General features: G+C 48.8%; 12 protein-coding genes and 1 tRNA gene. 12 read left to right on the forward strand and 1 reads right to left on the reverse strand.

What is annotated here, in order from left to right; translation table 11 throughout:
• The 11 genes from IE074_RS14230 to serA all read left to right on the forward strand — a co-directional run.
• A partial coding sequence (locus tag IE074_RS14230) for an EF-Tu C-terminal domain-related protein (RefSeq protein ID WP_505600511.1) occupies nucleotides 1-127 on the forward strand: 127 nt, incomplete at its 5' end.
• Nucleotides 128-201: 74 nt separating this feature from the next.
• Nucleotides 202-277: transfer RNA gene (locus tag IE074_RS14235), tRNA-Trp, on the forward strand.
• Between the two features lie 37 nt (nucleotides 278-314).
• Nucleotides 315-695 (forward strand): preprotein translocase subunit SecE, encoded by a 381-nt coding sequence (gene secE, locus IE074_RS14240; RefSeq protein ID WP_189386115.1) that lies wholly within the window; start codon nucleotides 315-317, stop codon nucleotides 693-695.
• A gap of 10 nt (nucleotides 696-705) precedes the next feature.
• Entirely contained in the window at nucleotides 706-1,239 is a 534-nt protein-coding gene (gene nusG, locus IE074_RS14245; RefSeq protein WP_169295674.1) for a transcription termination/antitermination protein NusG, read from the forward strand.
• A gap of 57 nt (nucleotides 1,240-1,296) precedes the next feature.
• Nucleotides 1,297-1,731 (forward strand): 50S ribosomal protein L11, encoded by a 435-nt coding sequence (gene rplK, locus IE074_RS14250; protein WP_189386116.1) that lies wholly within the window; start codon nucleotides 1,297-1,299, stop codon nucleotides 1,729-1,731.
• Nucleotides 1,731-2,426 carry a 50S ribosomal protein L1 gene (gene rplA, locus IE074_RS14255; RefSeq protein WP_189386117.1) on the forward strand — a complete coding sequence of 232 codons (696 nt, stop codon included), beginning with the start codon at nucleotides 1,731-1,733 and terminating at the stop codon, nucleotides 2,424-2,426. Before rplK ends, rplA begins: the two co-directional genes overlap by 1 nt.
• A gap of 229 nt (nucleotides 2,427-2,655) precedes the next feature.
• Nucleotides 2,656-3,180 (forward strand): 50S ribosomal protein L10, encoded by a 525-nt coding sequence (gene rplJ, locus IE074_RS14260; protein WP_189386118.1) that lies wholly within the window; start codon nucleotides 2,656-2,658, stop codon nucleotides 3,178-3,180.
• Nucleotides 3,181-3,260: 80 nt separating this feature from the next.
• On the forward strand, nucleotides 3,261-3,644 hold the full coding sequence (gene rplL, locus IE074_RS14265; protein ID WP_189386119.1) for a 50S ribosomal protein L7/L12: 384 nt from the start codon (nucleotides 3,261-3,263) through the stop codon (nucleotides 3,642-3,644).
• Between the two features lie 182 nt (nucleotides 3,645-3,826).
• Nucleotides 3,827-7,942, forward strand: coding sequence for a DNA-directed RNA polymerase subunit beta (gene rpoB / locus IE074_RS14270; RefSeq protein WP_189386120.1), 4,116 nt, complete (start codon nucleotides 3,827-3,829; stop codon nucleotides 7,940-7,942).
• Entirely contained in the window at nucleotides 7,939-12,195 is a 4,257-nt protein-coding gene (gene rpoC, locus IE074_RS14275; RefSeq protein WP_189386121.1) for a DNA-directed RNA polymerase subunit beta', read from the forward strand. The genes rpoB and rpoC overlap by 4 nt, the downstream gene beginning before the upstream one ends.
• Nucleotides 12,196-12,341: 146 nt before the next feature.
• Nucleotides 12,342-13,571: a phosphoglycerate dehydrogenase gene (gene serA, locus IE074_RS14280; protein WP_189386122.1), complete on the forward strand. Its 1,230-nt coding sequence runs from the start codon at nucleotides 12,342-12,344 to the stop codon at nucleotides 13,569-13,571.
• A 125-nt stretch (nucleotides 13,572-13,696) separates the two neighbouring features.
• On the opposite strand, the gene IE074_RS14285 is transcribed toward serA, so the two are convergent.
• A complete protein-coding gene (locus IE074_RS14285) occupies nucleotides 13,697-14,830 on the reverse strand; it encodes a PQQ-dependent sugar dehydrogenase (protein WP_189386123.1) in 1,134 nt (377 codons plus the stop codon).
• Nucleotides 14,831-14,933: 103 nt separating this feature from the next.
• Here IE074_RS14285 and IE074_RS14290 point away from each other — a divergent pair, with 103 nt between their 5' ends.
• A complete protein-coding gene (locus IE074_RS14290; RefSeq protein WP_189386124.1) occupies nucleotides 14,934-15,503 on the forward strand; it encodes a hypothetical protein in 570 nt (189 codons plus the stop codon).
• Nucleotides 15,504-15,710: the final 207 nt, after the last annotated feature.

The raw sequence follows: 15,710 nt of genomic DNA on the forward strand, positions 1-15,710 counted from the left end.
AGGCGATAACGTCTCTATGGACGTTGAGCTGATTGCACCGATCGCGATGGAAGAAGGTCTGCGTTTTGCGATTCGTGAAGGCGGCCGTACTGTTGGCGCCGGTGTTGTTGCTAAAATCGCTGCGTAACAGTTAATATAGTAGTATGGGTAGTACAGTGTACTACCCAGATTTCTGTGGATCATTACAGAAATTGAAACATTAGGGGTATAGCTCAATTGGCAGAGCGTCGGTCTCCAAAACCGAAGGTTGTAGGTTCGATTCCTACTGCCCCTGCCACCATTATTATGGCGCCGCTAAAAGGCTGCTCAAGCAAATGTCAAACAGTAGTGTAGAAACCATCACCCAACCTGCAGATAAAGCCAAAATTTTCATGGCAATAGTCGTTGTTGCTGCGGGTATATTTGCGTATTCGTTTTTCAGTGATTTAAATGTTTATGCGCGAGTCGGTATTTTTATTGGCAGCTTGATCATTGCGGCTTTGCTGGTATGGTTCAGTGAGCCGGGTAAACGTATTGTCAGCTTTGCCACTGGTTCTTACAATGAATTAAAACGCGTAATATGGCCAACCAGAAAAGAAACCATTCAAATGACGGGTATTGTATTTGCCTTCGTCAGTGTAATGGCGCTATTCCTTTGGATTGTAGATAAGATTTTAGGTTGGCTTATCTATGGCGTTGTATTAGGCTGGAACTAAGGACAAGCAAATGAGTAAACGTTGGTACGTTGTGCATGTCTATTCTGGCATGGAAAAAAGTGTTCACAAAGCATTGCTCGAAAGAATCGAGCGTGCTGGCTTGCAAACTTCATTTGGTCGCATTCTGGTACCTTCAGAAGAAGTCATTGAAGTTAAAGGCGGTCAAAAATCCATCACGGAACGTCGTATTTTTCCGGGTTATGTCCTGGTTGAAATGGATCTTACCGATGAGACATGGCATCTTGTAAAAAATACAAACCGTGTTACCGGGTTTCTGGGTGGGTCAGGTAATAGGCCAACTCCTATTTCCGAGAAAGAAGTAGAGAAAATTCTATCTCAGATTGAAGAGGGTGGTGAAAAACCCCGTCCGAAAATATTGTTCGAAGTTGGTGAGACGCTTCGTGTTAAAGAAGGTCCATTTGCCGACTTTAACGGTAATGTTGAAGAAGTCAACTACGAGAAAAGTAAAGTCCGCGTCAGTGTCACGATTTTTGGTCGTGCAACTCCCGTGGAGCTGGATTTCAGTCAGGTCGAAAAGGTCTGATTTTATTAACCCGGGGAGCAATATTTGTATTGCGTCATTACCCGTTAGGAGCTAAAAATGGCGAAAAAAATCGTCGGCTTCATCAAGCTGCAAGTGCCAGCTGGTAAAGCTAATCCATCACCTCCGATTGGTCCTGCATTGGGTCAACGTGGTCTGAATATTATGGAATTCTGCAAAGCGTTTAATGCCAAAACACAAGGCATGGAACCTGGTCTGCCGATTCCGGTGGTGATTACTGCTTTTGCAGACAAATCATTCACTTTCATCATGAAAACCCCACCAGCTACCATTCTGATCAAGAAAGCAGCTGGTATCCAGAAAGGTTCTCCACGTCCGCATACCGATAAAGTTGGTACATTGACACGTGCACAGGCTGAAGAAATTGCCAAAACCAAAGAACCCGATCTGACTGCTGCCGATCTGGACGCAGCTGTCCGTACGATCGCTGGTAGCGCACGCAGCATGGGTATCACAGTTGAGGGTGTAAACTAATGGCCAAGTTATCTAAACGCGCTGCAGCAATTGCAGAGAAAATTGATCGCACCAAACTGTATCCTGTTACAGAAGCCCTGACTCTGGTCAAGGAAACTGCAACTGCCAAATTCGATGAATCCATCGACGTGGCTGTTCAACTGGGTATTGATCCCAAGAAATCAGACCAATTGGTTCGTGGTTCAGTTGTGTTGCCAGCAGGTACCGGTAAAACTGTACGTGTAGCCGTATTTGCACAAGGTGAAAAAGCTGAAGCGGCCAAAGAAGCGGGTGCTGACATTGTTGGCATGGAAGATCTGGCTGACCAGATCAAGGCAGGTCAATTTGACTTTGATATCGTGATCGCTTCACCCGATACAATGCGTATCGTTGGTGCATTGGGTCAGATTTTAGGTCCTCGTGGCCTGATGCCAAACCCTAAAGTGGGTACTGTAACGCCTGACGTGGCTACTGCTGTTAAAAATGCAAAAGCCGGTCAGATCCAGTATCGTACTGACAAGGCTGGTATCATTCACGCAACCATTGGTCGTGCTTCTTTTGGTACAGAACAATTGCAGGAAAACCTGGCAGCCCTGATTGATGCTTTGAATAAAGCACGTCCCGCTACCTCAAAAGGTGTTTACCTGCGTAAAGTGGCTGTGTCATCCACAATGGGTGGCGGAGCCAAGGTCGAGATTGCCTCTTTGGCAGTCTGACTGTAAAGAACTTTGGGCTGTGTCTGGTCGTGCACCAGGCACTGCTGTCAAAGACCGTTGGAGTCGGGTAAGCGGTTTTTACCTGACTTAATCCCGGGAAATTTTCGGATCCAACGTAGACGGCGTCCCATGGAAGAATTCTATTCAGAGCTCTACCAGAGGTACGCCGCATATGGTTGACGCAATTGGGAACCGTTCCCACCGCGTCTTTAGATGGAGTGTTCAAACCGTGAGTCTCAATCGTAATGAGAAAGCGGCAGTAATTGAAGAAGTATCGGCACAGGTTGCCAATGCTCAATCTATTATTGTTGCTGAGTACCGTGGTATTGACGTCGCTTCTGTCACCGTATTGCGCAAAACTGCACGTGAATCTGGTGTGTATCTGCGTGTTCTTAAAAACACGCTTGTACGTCGTTCAATTGCCGGTACACCTTTTGAAGGTTTGTCTGGTCAATTGACAGGTCCCCTGATCTATGCGGTCAGTGCTGATCCTGTAGCGGCTGCAAAAGTACTCTCTACATTCGCCAAAACAAACGACAAAATCGTTCTGAAAGCGGGTTCATTACCCAATAACCTTTTAGACGAAAATGGCGTTAAAGCATTGGCAACAATGCCTTCTCGTGACGAGTTGCTGGCGAAACTGTTGGGTACCATGCAAGCACCTGTTGCACAATTTGTGCGTACGCTTAATGAAGTTCCAACCAAGTTCGTTCGTGGCCTCGCTGCCGTGCGCGATCAAAAAGAAGCTGCATAAGGCAAGCTTCATTGGATCTTTTTTAAAGACTAAGCGATACAAAACCCTGGCATTAAATTTATTTATTTGGAGTTCTTAAAATGGCTTTAAGCAAAGCAGAAATTCTGGACGCAATCGCTAGCATGACAGTGCTGGAATTGTCCGAACTGATCAAAGAAATGGAAGAGAAATTTGGCGTTTCTGCAGCAGCAGCTGCAGTAGCTGTAGCAGCACCTGCTGCTGGTGGCGACGCTGGTGCAGCAGCAGCTGAGCAAACTGAATTCACAGTTTTCCTGGCTGAAACAGGCTCACAAAAAGTTAACGTTATTAAAGCAGTTCGCGAACTGACAGGTCTGGGCCTGAAAGAAGCGAAAGAACTGGTTGACGGTGCTCCTAAGGCTGTTAAAGAAGGCTTGTCTAAAGCTGAAGCTGAAGAAGCCCAGAAGAAGCTTGAAGAAGCTGGCGCTAAAGTCGAACTTAAGTAATCTTTACTTAATGTTACCCGGAGTGGCTTTTGCTACCTCCGGGTTTTTGCGCTTTCAGGAAAGACGTGCTTTATTGCATTAAAATTAATGCTACATTAATAAAAGCCGTTTTTCGTGGAGTCGTAAAACCCTAACGGTTATGGAGTCCCATAGTCCGTGCAACCTCTCGAGTCGGAGTGCTCATGCCTTACTCGTACACAGAAAGAAAGCGTATCCGTAAAAGCTTCGCAAAACGTGAAGACGTTCAGGATGTTCCCTACTTACTATCAACGCAATTACATTCTTACCGTACATTCTTACAATCTGACGTTCGTTCGTCGGCACGCAAAGACGAAGGTCTGCAAGCTGCGTTCAGTTCAATATTTCCTATTATCAGCCATAACGGCATGGCTCGTCTAGAGTTTGTTAGTTATGTGTTGGGTGAACCCGTATTTGATGTTAAAGAATGTCAGCTGCGTGGTTTGACCTATGCTTCACCCCTGCGTGCCAAAGTACGCTTGGTACTTCTTGACCGCGAAGTAAGCAAACCAACTATTAAAGAAGTGAAAGAACAGGAAGTCTATATGGGTGAAATTCCCCTGATGACCGAAACCGGTTCTTTCGTGATCAATGGCACCGAGCGTGTCATTGTTTCCCAATTACACCGTTCTCCAGGCGTTTTCTTTGAACATGACCGTGGTAAAACCCACAGTTCAGGAAAATTGCTGTTTTCAGCCCGTGTGATTCCTTACCGCGGTTCCTGGTTAGACTTCGAATTCGATCCAAAAGATATCCTGTTTTTCCGTATTGACCGTCGTCGGAAAATGCCGGTTTCCATTCTGCTTAAAGCCATTGGCATGCAGCCTGAAACCATCTTGGCGCATTTCTTTGATTTCGATCACTATGAGTTGAAATCAACCGGCGCAGTCATGGAGTTTGTTCCTGAGCGCTGGAAAGGCGAGATTCTCGGCTTTGATCTGAAAGACAAAGACGGCAATATTATTGTTGAAAAAGACAAACGCATCAACACCAGACATTTACGTGATCTGGCTGCTGCCAAGATTGAACGTATCTCTGTACCAGAAGATTTCCTGCTTGGTGAAGTGTTGGCAAAAAACATCATCAGTGAAGAAACCGGTGAAATCATTGCTCATGCCAATGATGAAATCACCGAGTCTTTGCTTGAGAAAATGCGTGACGCCAATATTCGTGAATTCCAGACCATCTACACGAATGAACTGGATCGCGGGTCTTATATTTCACAAACCCTGCGTACCGATGAAACCGTCGACCAGAATGCCGCGCGTATCGCTATTTACCGCATGATGCGTCCAGGTGAGCCTCCAACCGAAGAAGCTGTCGAGGCCCTGTTCCAGCGTCTGTTCTATAGCGAAGATACTTACGACCTGTCACGTGTCGGTCGCATGAAGGTAAACCGTCGCCTGGGTCGCGGAGATGAAATCACCGGTCCGATGACCCTGACCGATGAAGATATTCTTGAAACCATCAAGGTACTGGTTGCACTGCGTAACGGTCAGGGCGTGATTGACGATATCGATCACCTGGGTAACCGCCGTGTCCGTTGTGTTGGTGAATTGGCCGAGAACCAGTTCCGTGCCGGTCTGGTTCGTGTTGAGCGTGCCGTGAAAGAGCGTTTGGGTCAGGCAGAAGCCGATAACCTGATGCCACACGATCTGATCAACTCCAAGCCTATTTCTGCCGCCATCAAGGAATTCTTTGGTTCAAGCCAGCTTTCCCAGTTTATGGATCAAACCAACCCATTGTCTGAAATTACGCACAAACGTCGTGTTTCAGCGCTTGGTCCTGGTGGTCTTACCCGTGAACGTGCCGGCTTTGAGGTGCGTGACGTACACCCGACCCACTATGGTCGCGTATGTCCCATTGAGACTCCTGAAGGTCCAAACATTGGTCTGATCAACTCCATGGCGCTGTATGCGCGCCTGAACGAGTATGGATTCCTTGAGACGCCTTACCGCAAAATTATCGATGGCAAAGTCAGTGATCAGATTGATTACCTGTCCGCCATCGAGGAAAGCCGCTACGTGATTGCCCAGGCTAACGCCGAGCTTAATGAAGATGGCAGTTTTGCCGGTGATCTGATTGCTTGCCGTGAAGCAGGCGAGACCATGCTGACGGCACCAGGCAATGTGCACTACATGGACGTTGCGCCTTCCCAGATCGTGTCGGTTGCCGCTTCCCTGATTCCGTTCCTTGAACACGATGACGCGAACCGGGCCCTGATGGGTGCCAACATGCAACGTCAGGCGGTTCCTTGCCTGCGCCCTGAAAAACCGCTGGTGGGTACCGGTATTGAACGTACCGTTGCGGTTGACTCCGGTACAACCGTACAGGCCAGACGTGGCGGTATTGTTGATCACGTTGACGCCGAGCGTGTGGTTATTCGTGTTAATGACGAAGAGAACCAGGCAGGTGAAGTAGGTGTGGATATCTACAACATGATCAAATACACCCGCTCCAACCAGAACACCAACATCAACCAGCGTCCTGTTGTCAAACGTGGCGATATCGTTGCCCGTGGCGACGTTCTGGCTGACGGTGCTTCTACCGACCTGGGTGAACTGGCGCTGGGCCAGAACATGCTGATCGCTTTCATGCCATGGAACGGTTATAACTACGAGGACTCGATCCTTATTTCTGAAAAAGTGGTTGCCGACGACCGTTATACCTCAATTCACATTGAAGAGTTGACCGTTGTTGCGCGTGACACCAAACTGGGTAACGAAGAAATCACCCGGGATATCAGTAATCTGCCTGAAGCACAGTTAAACCGTCTTGACGAATCCGGTATTGTTTACATTGGTGCAGAAGTGCGTGCCGATGACGTGTTGGTTGGCAAGGTAACACCAAAAGGTGAAACCCAGCTGACACCGGAAGAAAAACTGCTACGTGCGATTTTTGGTGAAAAAGCCTCTGATGTTAAAGATACTTCCCTGCGCGTGCCGTCTGGCATGGTGGGAACCGTTATCGACGTCCAGGTATTTACCCGTGAAGGTGTACCTCGCGACAAACGCGCTGAATCCATTATCAACGATGAACTCAGCCGCTATCGCCAGGACCTGAACGACCAGCTGCGTATTGTTGAAAACGATACGTTTGACCGTATCCGCAAATTGCTGATTGGCAAAACCGTCAATGGTGGCCCTAATCGCCTGCCTAAAGGCACGGCCATTACCGCCGAATACCTTGAGGGTGTTGACCGCTGGCAGTGGTTTGATATCCGTCTTGCCGATGAAGACCATGCGGTTGCCCTGGAACAGATCAAGGAATCGGTTGAACAGAAACGTCATGAGTTTGACCTGGCCTTTGAGGAAAAACGCAAGAAACTGACACAGGGTGATGAATTGCCACCGGGTGTCCTGAAAATGATCAAGGTTTACCTGGCTGTCAAGCGTCGCCTGCAACCCGGTGACAAGATGGCCGGCCGTCACGGTAACAAGGGCGTGGTATCCCGTATTACTCCGGTTGAGGACATGCCACACATGGCCGACGGCACACCCGCCGATATCGTGTTGAACCCCTTGGGCGTTCCTTCACGGATGAACGTGGGGCAGGTGCTTGAGGTTCATCTTGGTTGGGCTGCCAAAGGTATCGGTCACCGAATTGCCGACATGCTTCGTGATGAGCGCGAAGTACAGGTTGCGCAATTGCGTGAGTTCCTGAATACCGTTTACAACACAACCGGCAGCAAGGCTCACCTTGAAGAACTGACCGATGAGCAGATCATCGAGATGGCCCATAATCTGAAGAAAGGTCTTCCTTTGGCAACACCGGTATTCGATGGTGCCACCGAAGAAGAAATTTCAACGATGCTGGAAATTGCCTATCCTGACGAGATCAAGGAGCAGTTGCAACTGACCGATTCCCGTACACAGGCTTACCTGTTCGATGGCCGTACCGGTGATCGTTTCGAGCGTCCTGTCACGATTGGTTATATGCACTATCTGAAACTGCATCACCTGGTTGATGATAAGATGCATGCCCGTTCTACGGGTCCTTACTCACTGGTTACCCAACAGCCGTTGGGCGGTAAAGCCCAGTTTGGTGGCCAGCGTTTTGGTGAGATGGAAGTTTGGGCGCTTGAGGCATATGGTGCTTCATACACGTTGCAGGAAATGCTGACGGTCAAGTCGGATGACATTACCGGCCGTACCAAAGTGTATGAAAACATCGTTAAGGGCGATCATGTAATTGATGCAGGTATGCCAGAATCGTTTAACGTGTTGGTCAAGGAAATTCGATCACTGTCACTCGATATGGATTTGGAGCGTAAAGAATGAAGGGATTATTAGGTTTATTCAAACAAATCTCGCAAGATGAGCAATTTGATGTCATCAAGATCGGGATTGCTTCTCCAGAAAAAATCCGTTCGTGGTCTTATGGTGAAGTGCGCAAACCCGAAACCATCAACTATCGTACGTTTAAACCCGAACGTGATGGTTTGTTTTGTGCCAAGATTTTTGGCCCGATCAAAGATTATGAATGTCTTTGCGGAAAATACAAACGCCTGAAACACCGTGGTGTCATTTGTGAAAAATGCGGTGTTGAAGTCACTGTTACCAAAGTTCGCCGTGAACGTATGGGCCACATCGAGCTGGCCAGTCCGGTTGCGCACATCTGGTTCCTGAAAAGCTTGCCATCCCGCTTGGGCATGGTGCTTGACATGACCCTGCGCGATATCGAGCGGGTTCTGTACTTCGAGGCATGGTGTGTTATTGAACCGGGCATGACGCCGCTAAAACGCGGCCAGATCATGTCTGATGACGACTTCCTGGCCAAAACGGAAGAGTACGGTGATGATTTCACCGCCCTGATGGGGGCTGAAGCGATTCGCGAACTGCTGCGCACGATTGATATTGATCGTGAAGCGGAAGCCTTGCGTGCCGAACTGAAAGCAACCTCTTCCGATGCCAAGATCAAGAAAATCTCCAAGCGTCTGAAAGTTATTGAGGGTTTCCAGAAATCAGGCATCAAGCCTGACTGGATGATCCTGGAAGTGCTGCCCGTGTTGCCACCCGACTTGCGTCCGTTGGTACCGCTGGATGGCGGCCGCTTCGCGACGTCAGACCTGAACGATCTGTATCGCCGTGTTATTAACCGTAATAACCGTCTGAAACGCCTGATCGAACTGAAAGCACCCGATATCATCCTGCGTAACGAAAAACGGATGCTGCAGGAAGCGGTAGACTCGTTGCTGGATAACGGCCGTCGCGGTAAAGCCATGACGGGCGCCAACAAACGTCAGCTGAAATCCCTGTCAGACATGATCAAGGGTAAAAGCGGTCGTTTCCGTCAGAACCTGCTGGGTAAACGTGTTGACTACTCTGGCCGTTCGGTGATTGTGGTGGGTCCGCAGCTGCTTCTGCATCAATGCGGTCTGCCCAAGTTAATGGCACTTGAACTGTTCAAACCGTTCATTTTCAACCGTCTTGAAACCATGGGTCTGGCTACCACCATCAAGGCGGCCAAGAAACTGGTTGAAGCCCAGGAACCCGTAGTATGGGATATTCTTGAAGAAGTCATTCGCCAGCATCCCGTAATGCTTAACCGTGCGCCAACGCTGCACCGTTTGGGTATTCAGGCTTTTGAACCGGTCCTGATCGAAGGTAAGGCGATTCAGCTGCACCCGCTGGTTTGTGCCGCTTTTAACGCTGACTTTGACGGTGACCAGATGGCGGTTCACGTGCCATTGTCACTAGAGGCACAGCTGGAAGCACGTACTTTGATGCTGGCTTCCAACAACGTGTTGTTCCCTGCCAGTGGCGAGCCTTCAATTGTTCCTTCACAGGATATCGTGCTGGGCTTGTACTACACAACCCGTGAGCGTATTAACGGCAAGGGTGAAGGCCTGTTCTTTGCTGATCTGGCCGAGGTGTATCGTGCTTACGACAATGGTGTGGTTGAACTGCAATCACGCATTACCGTACGTCTGAACGAATATGTCAAAGACGAAAATGATGAATGGCAACCCGTATTGCGCCGTTTTGAAACAACAGTCGGCCGCGCCATGTTGTCTGAAATCCTGCCTAAAGGCCTGCCGTTTTCAGTCCTGAACCGGGCGCTGAAGAAAAAAGAACTTTCACGCCTGATTAACCAGTCTTTCCGTCGTTGCGGCTTGCGTGATACGGTTATTTTTGCTGACAAGTTAATGCAGAACGGTTTCCGTCTGGCTACCCGGGCAGGTATTTCCATTGCCATGGGCGATATGGTTATTCCAACCAACAAGGAAGAAATCCTTGCCCAGGCCAGCGGCGAAGTCAAGGAAATTGACAAGCAGTATTCATCAGGTCTGGTAACGGCCCAAGAGCGCTACAACAACGTGGTTGATATCTGGGGCAAGGCTGGTGACAAAATCGGCAAGGCCATGATGGAGCAGCTGGCTACCGAACCTGTCGTGGATCGTTTTGGTGATACCGTTCGCCAGGAGTCATTCAACTCCATCTATATGATGGCTGACTCCGGTGCCCGGGGTTCTGCCGCACAGATTCGTCAGCTGGCCGGTATGCGTGGTCTGATGGCCAAGCCTGACGGTTCAATTATTGAAACCCCAATTACCGCGAACTTCCGTGAAGGCCTGAACGTTCTTCAGTACTTTATTTCAACCCACGGTGCCCGTAAAGGTCTGGCCGATACCGCGCTGAAAACGGCGAACTCGGGTTACCTGACACGCCGTCTCGTTGACGTGACCCAGGACCTGGTGATTACCGAAACCGATTGCGGTACCACCCAGGGTTATGTGATGAAAGCGTTGCTGGAAGGCGGTGAGGTTATTGAACCGTTGCGCGATCGTATTCTGGGTCGTGTAACCGCGGTGGATATCGTTAATCCCGATACCCAGGAAACCGTGATTACTGCCGGTACCATGCTTGATGAAGATATCGTTGAGCTGATCGACAAACTGGGCGTGGACGAAGTCAAGATCCGTACACCGCTGACATGTGAAACACGTCATGGATTGTGTGCCCACTGTTATGGTCGTGACCTGGGTCGTGGTTATCTGGTTAATACCGGTGAAGCCGTGGGGGTTATTGCCGCCCAGTCAATTGGTGAACCAGGTACCCAGCTGACGATGCGTACCTTCCACATTGGTGGTGCAGCCTCTCGTGCAGCCATGGCCTCTGCGGTTGAAACCAAATCAGCCGGTACGGTTGGCTTTACCAGCTCCATGCGCTATGTCACCAATGCCAAGAACGAACGCATTGCCATTTCCCGTTCAGGTGAAATTGTTATTTTTGATGATAACAATCGTGAACGTGAACGCCACAAAATTCCATATGGCGCCACCATCATGGTGGGCGATAATGAAGTGGTCAAGGCTGGCGCACGCCTGGCAACATGGGATCCGTTAACCCGTCCGATTGTTTCTGAATACACCGGAACTGTCCGCTTCGAGAATATTGAAGAGGGTGTAACCGTTGCCAAACAGGTTGACGAAATTACCGGCTTGTCCACATTGGTTGTGATTACACCGAAGACGCGTGGTGGCAAGATCATGATGCGTCCGCAAATCAAGCTTCTGAATGAAACAGGTGACGAAGTCAAGATTGCCGGTACCGACCATTCCGTGAATATTTCATTCCCGGTGGGTGCCTTGATCACGGTTCGTGATGGACAGCAGGTTGCAGTGGGTGAGGTTCTGGCGCGTATTCCGCAGGAATCACAGAAAACCCGCGATATTACCGGGGGTCTGCCACGTGTGGCCGAACTGTTTGAAGCCCGTTCACCCAAAGATGCCGGTATTCTGGCTGATGTGACCGGAACCGTTTCTTTTGGTAAGGACACCAAGGGTAAACAGCGTCTGGTATTGACCGACATTGACGGTATTGCCCATGAATTTCTGATTCCCAAAGAGAAACAGGTCATGGTTCACGACGGTCAGGTGGTTAACCAGGGCGAGCTGATTGTTGACGGCCCAGCCGATCCGCACGATATCCTGCGTCTGAAAGGGATCGAGCAACTGGCTACCTACGTGGTTAACGAGGTTCAGGACGTTTACCGTTTGCAGGGCGTGAAAATTAACGACAAGCACATTGAAGTGATTGTTCGCCAAATGCTGCGTCGTGTAAACATTGTGGATGCGGGTGATACGTCCTTCATCCCGGGTGAACAGGTTGAACGTTCAGAATTGCTGAATGAAAACGATCGCATGATTGCCGATAACAAAATTCCGGCTACTTATGAGAACGTTTTGCTGGGTATCACGAAAGCTTCGCTTTCTACCGATTCCTTCATTTCAGCGGCTTCGTTCCAGGAAACAACCCGTGTTCTTACCGAAGCAGCCATCATGGGCAAACGTGATGAACTGCGCGGCCTGAAAGAAAACGTGATTGTGGGTCGCCTGATTCCTGCCGGTACCGGTCTTGCTTACCATCATGCACGTAAAGCGAAAGAAGAAGTGGAACGCGCAGAACGTGTGGCAGCCCGTGCCCAGGAAAATCCTTTCGAAGAACCGACTTCAGCACCGGTTTCCCTGGAAAGTATTTTTGCACCGTTCAACAATACATCTTTGGATGAGCCACCAGCAGCAGAATAATAACTGTTGTTGTTTAAGCTGATAAATCGCCTGATGTCACCGTCAGGCGATTTTTTTTATGGATTTCGGGATTATCAATGGGAGAATACCCGAGTAAAATACTATACAATGGTCAGACGAATTGTTATTTTCTTATGGAAAGTGGTATGGAAAAGTTCTCATTAGACAAAAGCAAAATCAAATTCCTGTTACTGGAAGGTGTTCACCAGAACGCGATTGATGTTTTGCATGCTTCCGGCTATACACAAATTGATTATCAGAAAAAAGCACTGGATAGCGATCAATTGAAGGAAGCCATTGCGGATGCACATTTTGTGGGTATCCGTTCCCGCACCCAATTGACGGAAGACATTTTTGCGGTTGCCAAGAAACTGATTGCAGTGGGATGTTTTTGTATTGGTACCAACCAGGTAGACCTGGATGCCGCCAAGAAACGGGGTATCCCCGTGTTTAACGCGCCTTTTTCCAATACCCGCTCTGTGGCTGAATTGGTACTGGCTGAAATGATCTTGCTGATGCGCCGGATTCCTGCTGCCAATGCCGAGGTGCACCGTGGCCAGTGGCAAAAGTCGGCGGTTGGCAGCCATGAAGTTCGGGGCAAGAAACTGGGTATTATTGGTTATGGCCATATTGGTTCACAGCTAAGCGTGCTGGCCGAAGCCCTGGGCATGGAAATTTATTATTACGATATTGAAGCCAAGCTGCCACTGGGTAACGCCAAACCTGTTAAAACCCTGACCGAATTACTCAATATGAGTGATATTGTGACGCTGCACGTGCCCGAAAATGCCTCGACTAAAAATCTGATGAGTGCCGAAAGGATCGCCCAGATGAAGAAAGGGGCCCATCTGATTAATGCTTCACGGGGTACAGTGGTGGATATTGATGCCCTGGCCGAGGCACTGGAAGAAGAACGTCTTGCAGGTGCGGCGATTGACGTCTTCCCGGTAGAACCCAAGTCCAACCATGAAGAATTCATTTCGCCATTGCGTAAATTCGACAACGTGATACTGACGCCCCATATTGGTGGTTCAACCAGCGAAGCGCAGGAAAATATTGGTATTGAAGTGGCCAGCAAACTGGTCAAATATTCAGATAATGGTTCTACGCTTTCTGCCGTCAACTTCCCTGAAGTGTCTTTGCCAGAAAACCGTAATGCCCGCCGCTTCCTGCATATTCATGCCAACCGTCCAGGGGTGTTGACGGCCATTAACAAACTCTTCATGAAAGATGGGGTGAATATTGTTGGCCAGTACCTGCAGACCGACCCTGAAATTGGTTATGTGGTACTGGATGTGGAAAATGTGGATGCTGACAAGGCAATTGCCAAGCTTAAGGAAATTGAGGGAACCATCAAAACCCGGGTCCTTTATTGATTCGTGGCTATGGTTGTCTTGTTGTAATTATTGAAAACTGCCTGTTAGTTATACAGGCAGTTTTCAATATGGGGTGTGGGTATACAAATCTGCGTTTGCATGGGACAAGGCCTTGATATGGTCCTCTATGGGGAAATTTTCAGGAGCGCTCCCCTGTTTGAATCAGTCAATACATAAACATAACCGTCAGGGCCAACACGAACATCCCGAATTCGCTCATTGCGATCTTCCAGCAAATTTTCTTCTGCGGTAATTTTGTTCCCGTCTACAACTAAACGGATTAACCGCTGGCCAACCAAGGCGCCAATAAAGAGAGAGTGTTTCCATTCAGGAAACCGGTTACTGTCATAAAATGCCATGCCGCTGATGGCGGGGGAGATTTTCCAGTAATAGACGGGTTGTTTCATTCCCTGGGCATGGGTGCCTACTGCTTCAGGAATCGGTGTGCCAGAGTAGTTGATACCATGGGTAATGACCGGCCAGCCGTAGTTTTTGCCAGGTTCGGGAATGTTGATTTCATCACCGCCGCGTGGGCCATGTTCGTGAGTCCATAATTGGCGAGTCCAGGGATTAAGGGCAGCGCCTTGCTGGTTACGATGCCCGTATGACCAGATTTCAGGGCGTACACCGGGCACATTGAAAAACGGATTGTCGGTGGGAATGCGCCCATCGGGAAACAGGCGCACGATTTTGCCCTGCAATTTGTCCAGGTCCTGGGCGGTAGAGCGCTGGTTGTTTTCACCAAGGGCGATGAACAGATAACCCTTGTCGTCAAACACCAGTCTTGAACCAAAATGAATACCGGTGGAAAGCCTGGGTTCCTGACGGAAAAGCACCTTGAAATTTTCCAGGGTTTTCATGTCTTCGGAAAGTCTGCCGTAACCGACACTGGTACCTGCCCTGCCAGTATTGCCCCCTTCGGCAAAAGAAAGATAAACCTGACGGGACGTGGCAAAATCGGGCGCAAGGGCGATATCCAACAGGCCGCCCTGACCCTGGTTAAATACCTTGGGTATCCCGCTGATGGGAGCTGAAAGCCCGGATTGGGCTGTCCACAGGCGAAGTTTGCCTGGTCTTTCAGTAATAAGGATACCCTGGTTATTGGGTAAAAAAGCCATTCCCCAAGGGTATTCAAGGCGATTTTCAAGTACCTGTACCGAAACCTTGGCCAAGGAGGGTTGTTGGGCCAGAGCAGGGCTAGCCAGAACTGTTGTTGCAAGACATATGGCCAGGCCGGTTTTTTTGAGTAAACGCAACATAATGCCTCCTTTGACGATTCATAAAAATAATACATCAAATCTCTTATAGGTATGTGCTACAGTTAAGTAGACATATTTTGTATTATTTTGAAAAGGAGGCATTATGAAGAAATCAATGTATACAGTTTGTATGGCAGCTGTTTTGGCTACTGCTGGCAATTTGGTACATGCGGATGAGGTGGAAGATGCCATCAAGGAAGCACTGACTGCTTATGAGCAGAAAGATTACGTGATGGCAAAACAGTCACTGGGCATGGCAACGCAATTGATCAATCAGCTTAATGCAAAAGCGTTGGCTGCATTGCTGCCAGAACCATTGGCTGGCTGGGAGGCCCAAGCCGTTTCTGATGAATCACAGGGAGGAGCCATGTTTGGGGGCGGTATTTCGGTGTCTCGCCGTTATACCAAGTCGGATCAGGACCTCAAAATCTCAATCATGGGTGACTCTCCCATGCTGTCACAAATGATGGGGATATTCCAGAATCCGATGATTGCGGGTTCCATGGGGAAAATGACCCGCATTGGTAAACAAATGGCCATGGAAGGCAAAGATGGTCAACTGACAATGGTGGTGGCCAACCGTTTCATGGTGACCATTGACGGTTCTGCCAGCATGGACGACAAGAAAGAATATGCCAAGGCGATTGATCTGGAGAAATTGAAAGACATGTAAGTTTTCCAGGAATAGTTGAATTCGGAACGATCCGTTTTGAGTTAAATGAGTACATGGCAGATGCTTCAATTTGGGGCATCGAGGGTGTAAATAATTCTGTGTAACCGTCTGGGTTATATATAATCGCTGATGCGATCCTCAAACTCGATAATAAACCGATTCAGTGCAAGCTTCCAGTTGCGAATGGGCATGGTCCATTTTTTGGAC

The organism is Advenella faeciporci (assembly GCF_014652395.1).
Classification (GTDB): Bacteria; Pseudomonadota; Gammaproteobacteria; order Burkholderiales; family Burkholderiaceae_B; genus Advenella; species Advenella faeciporci.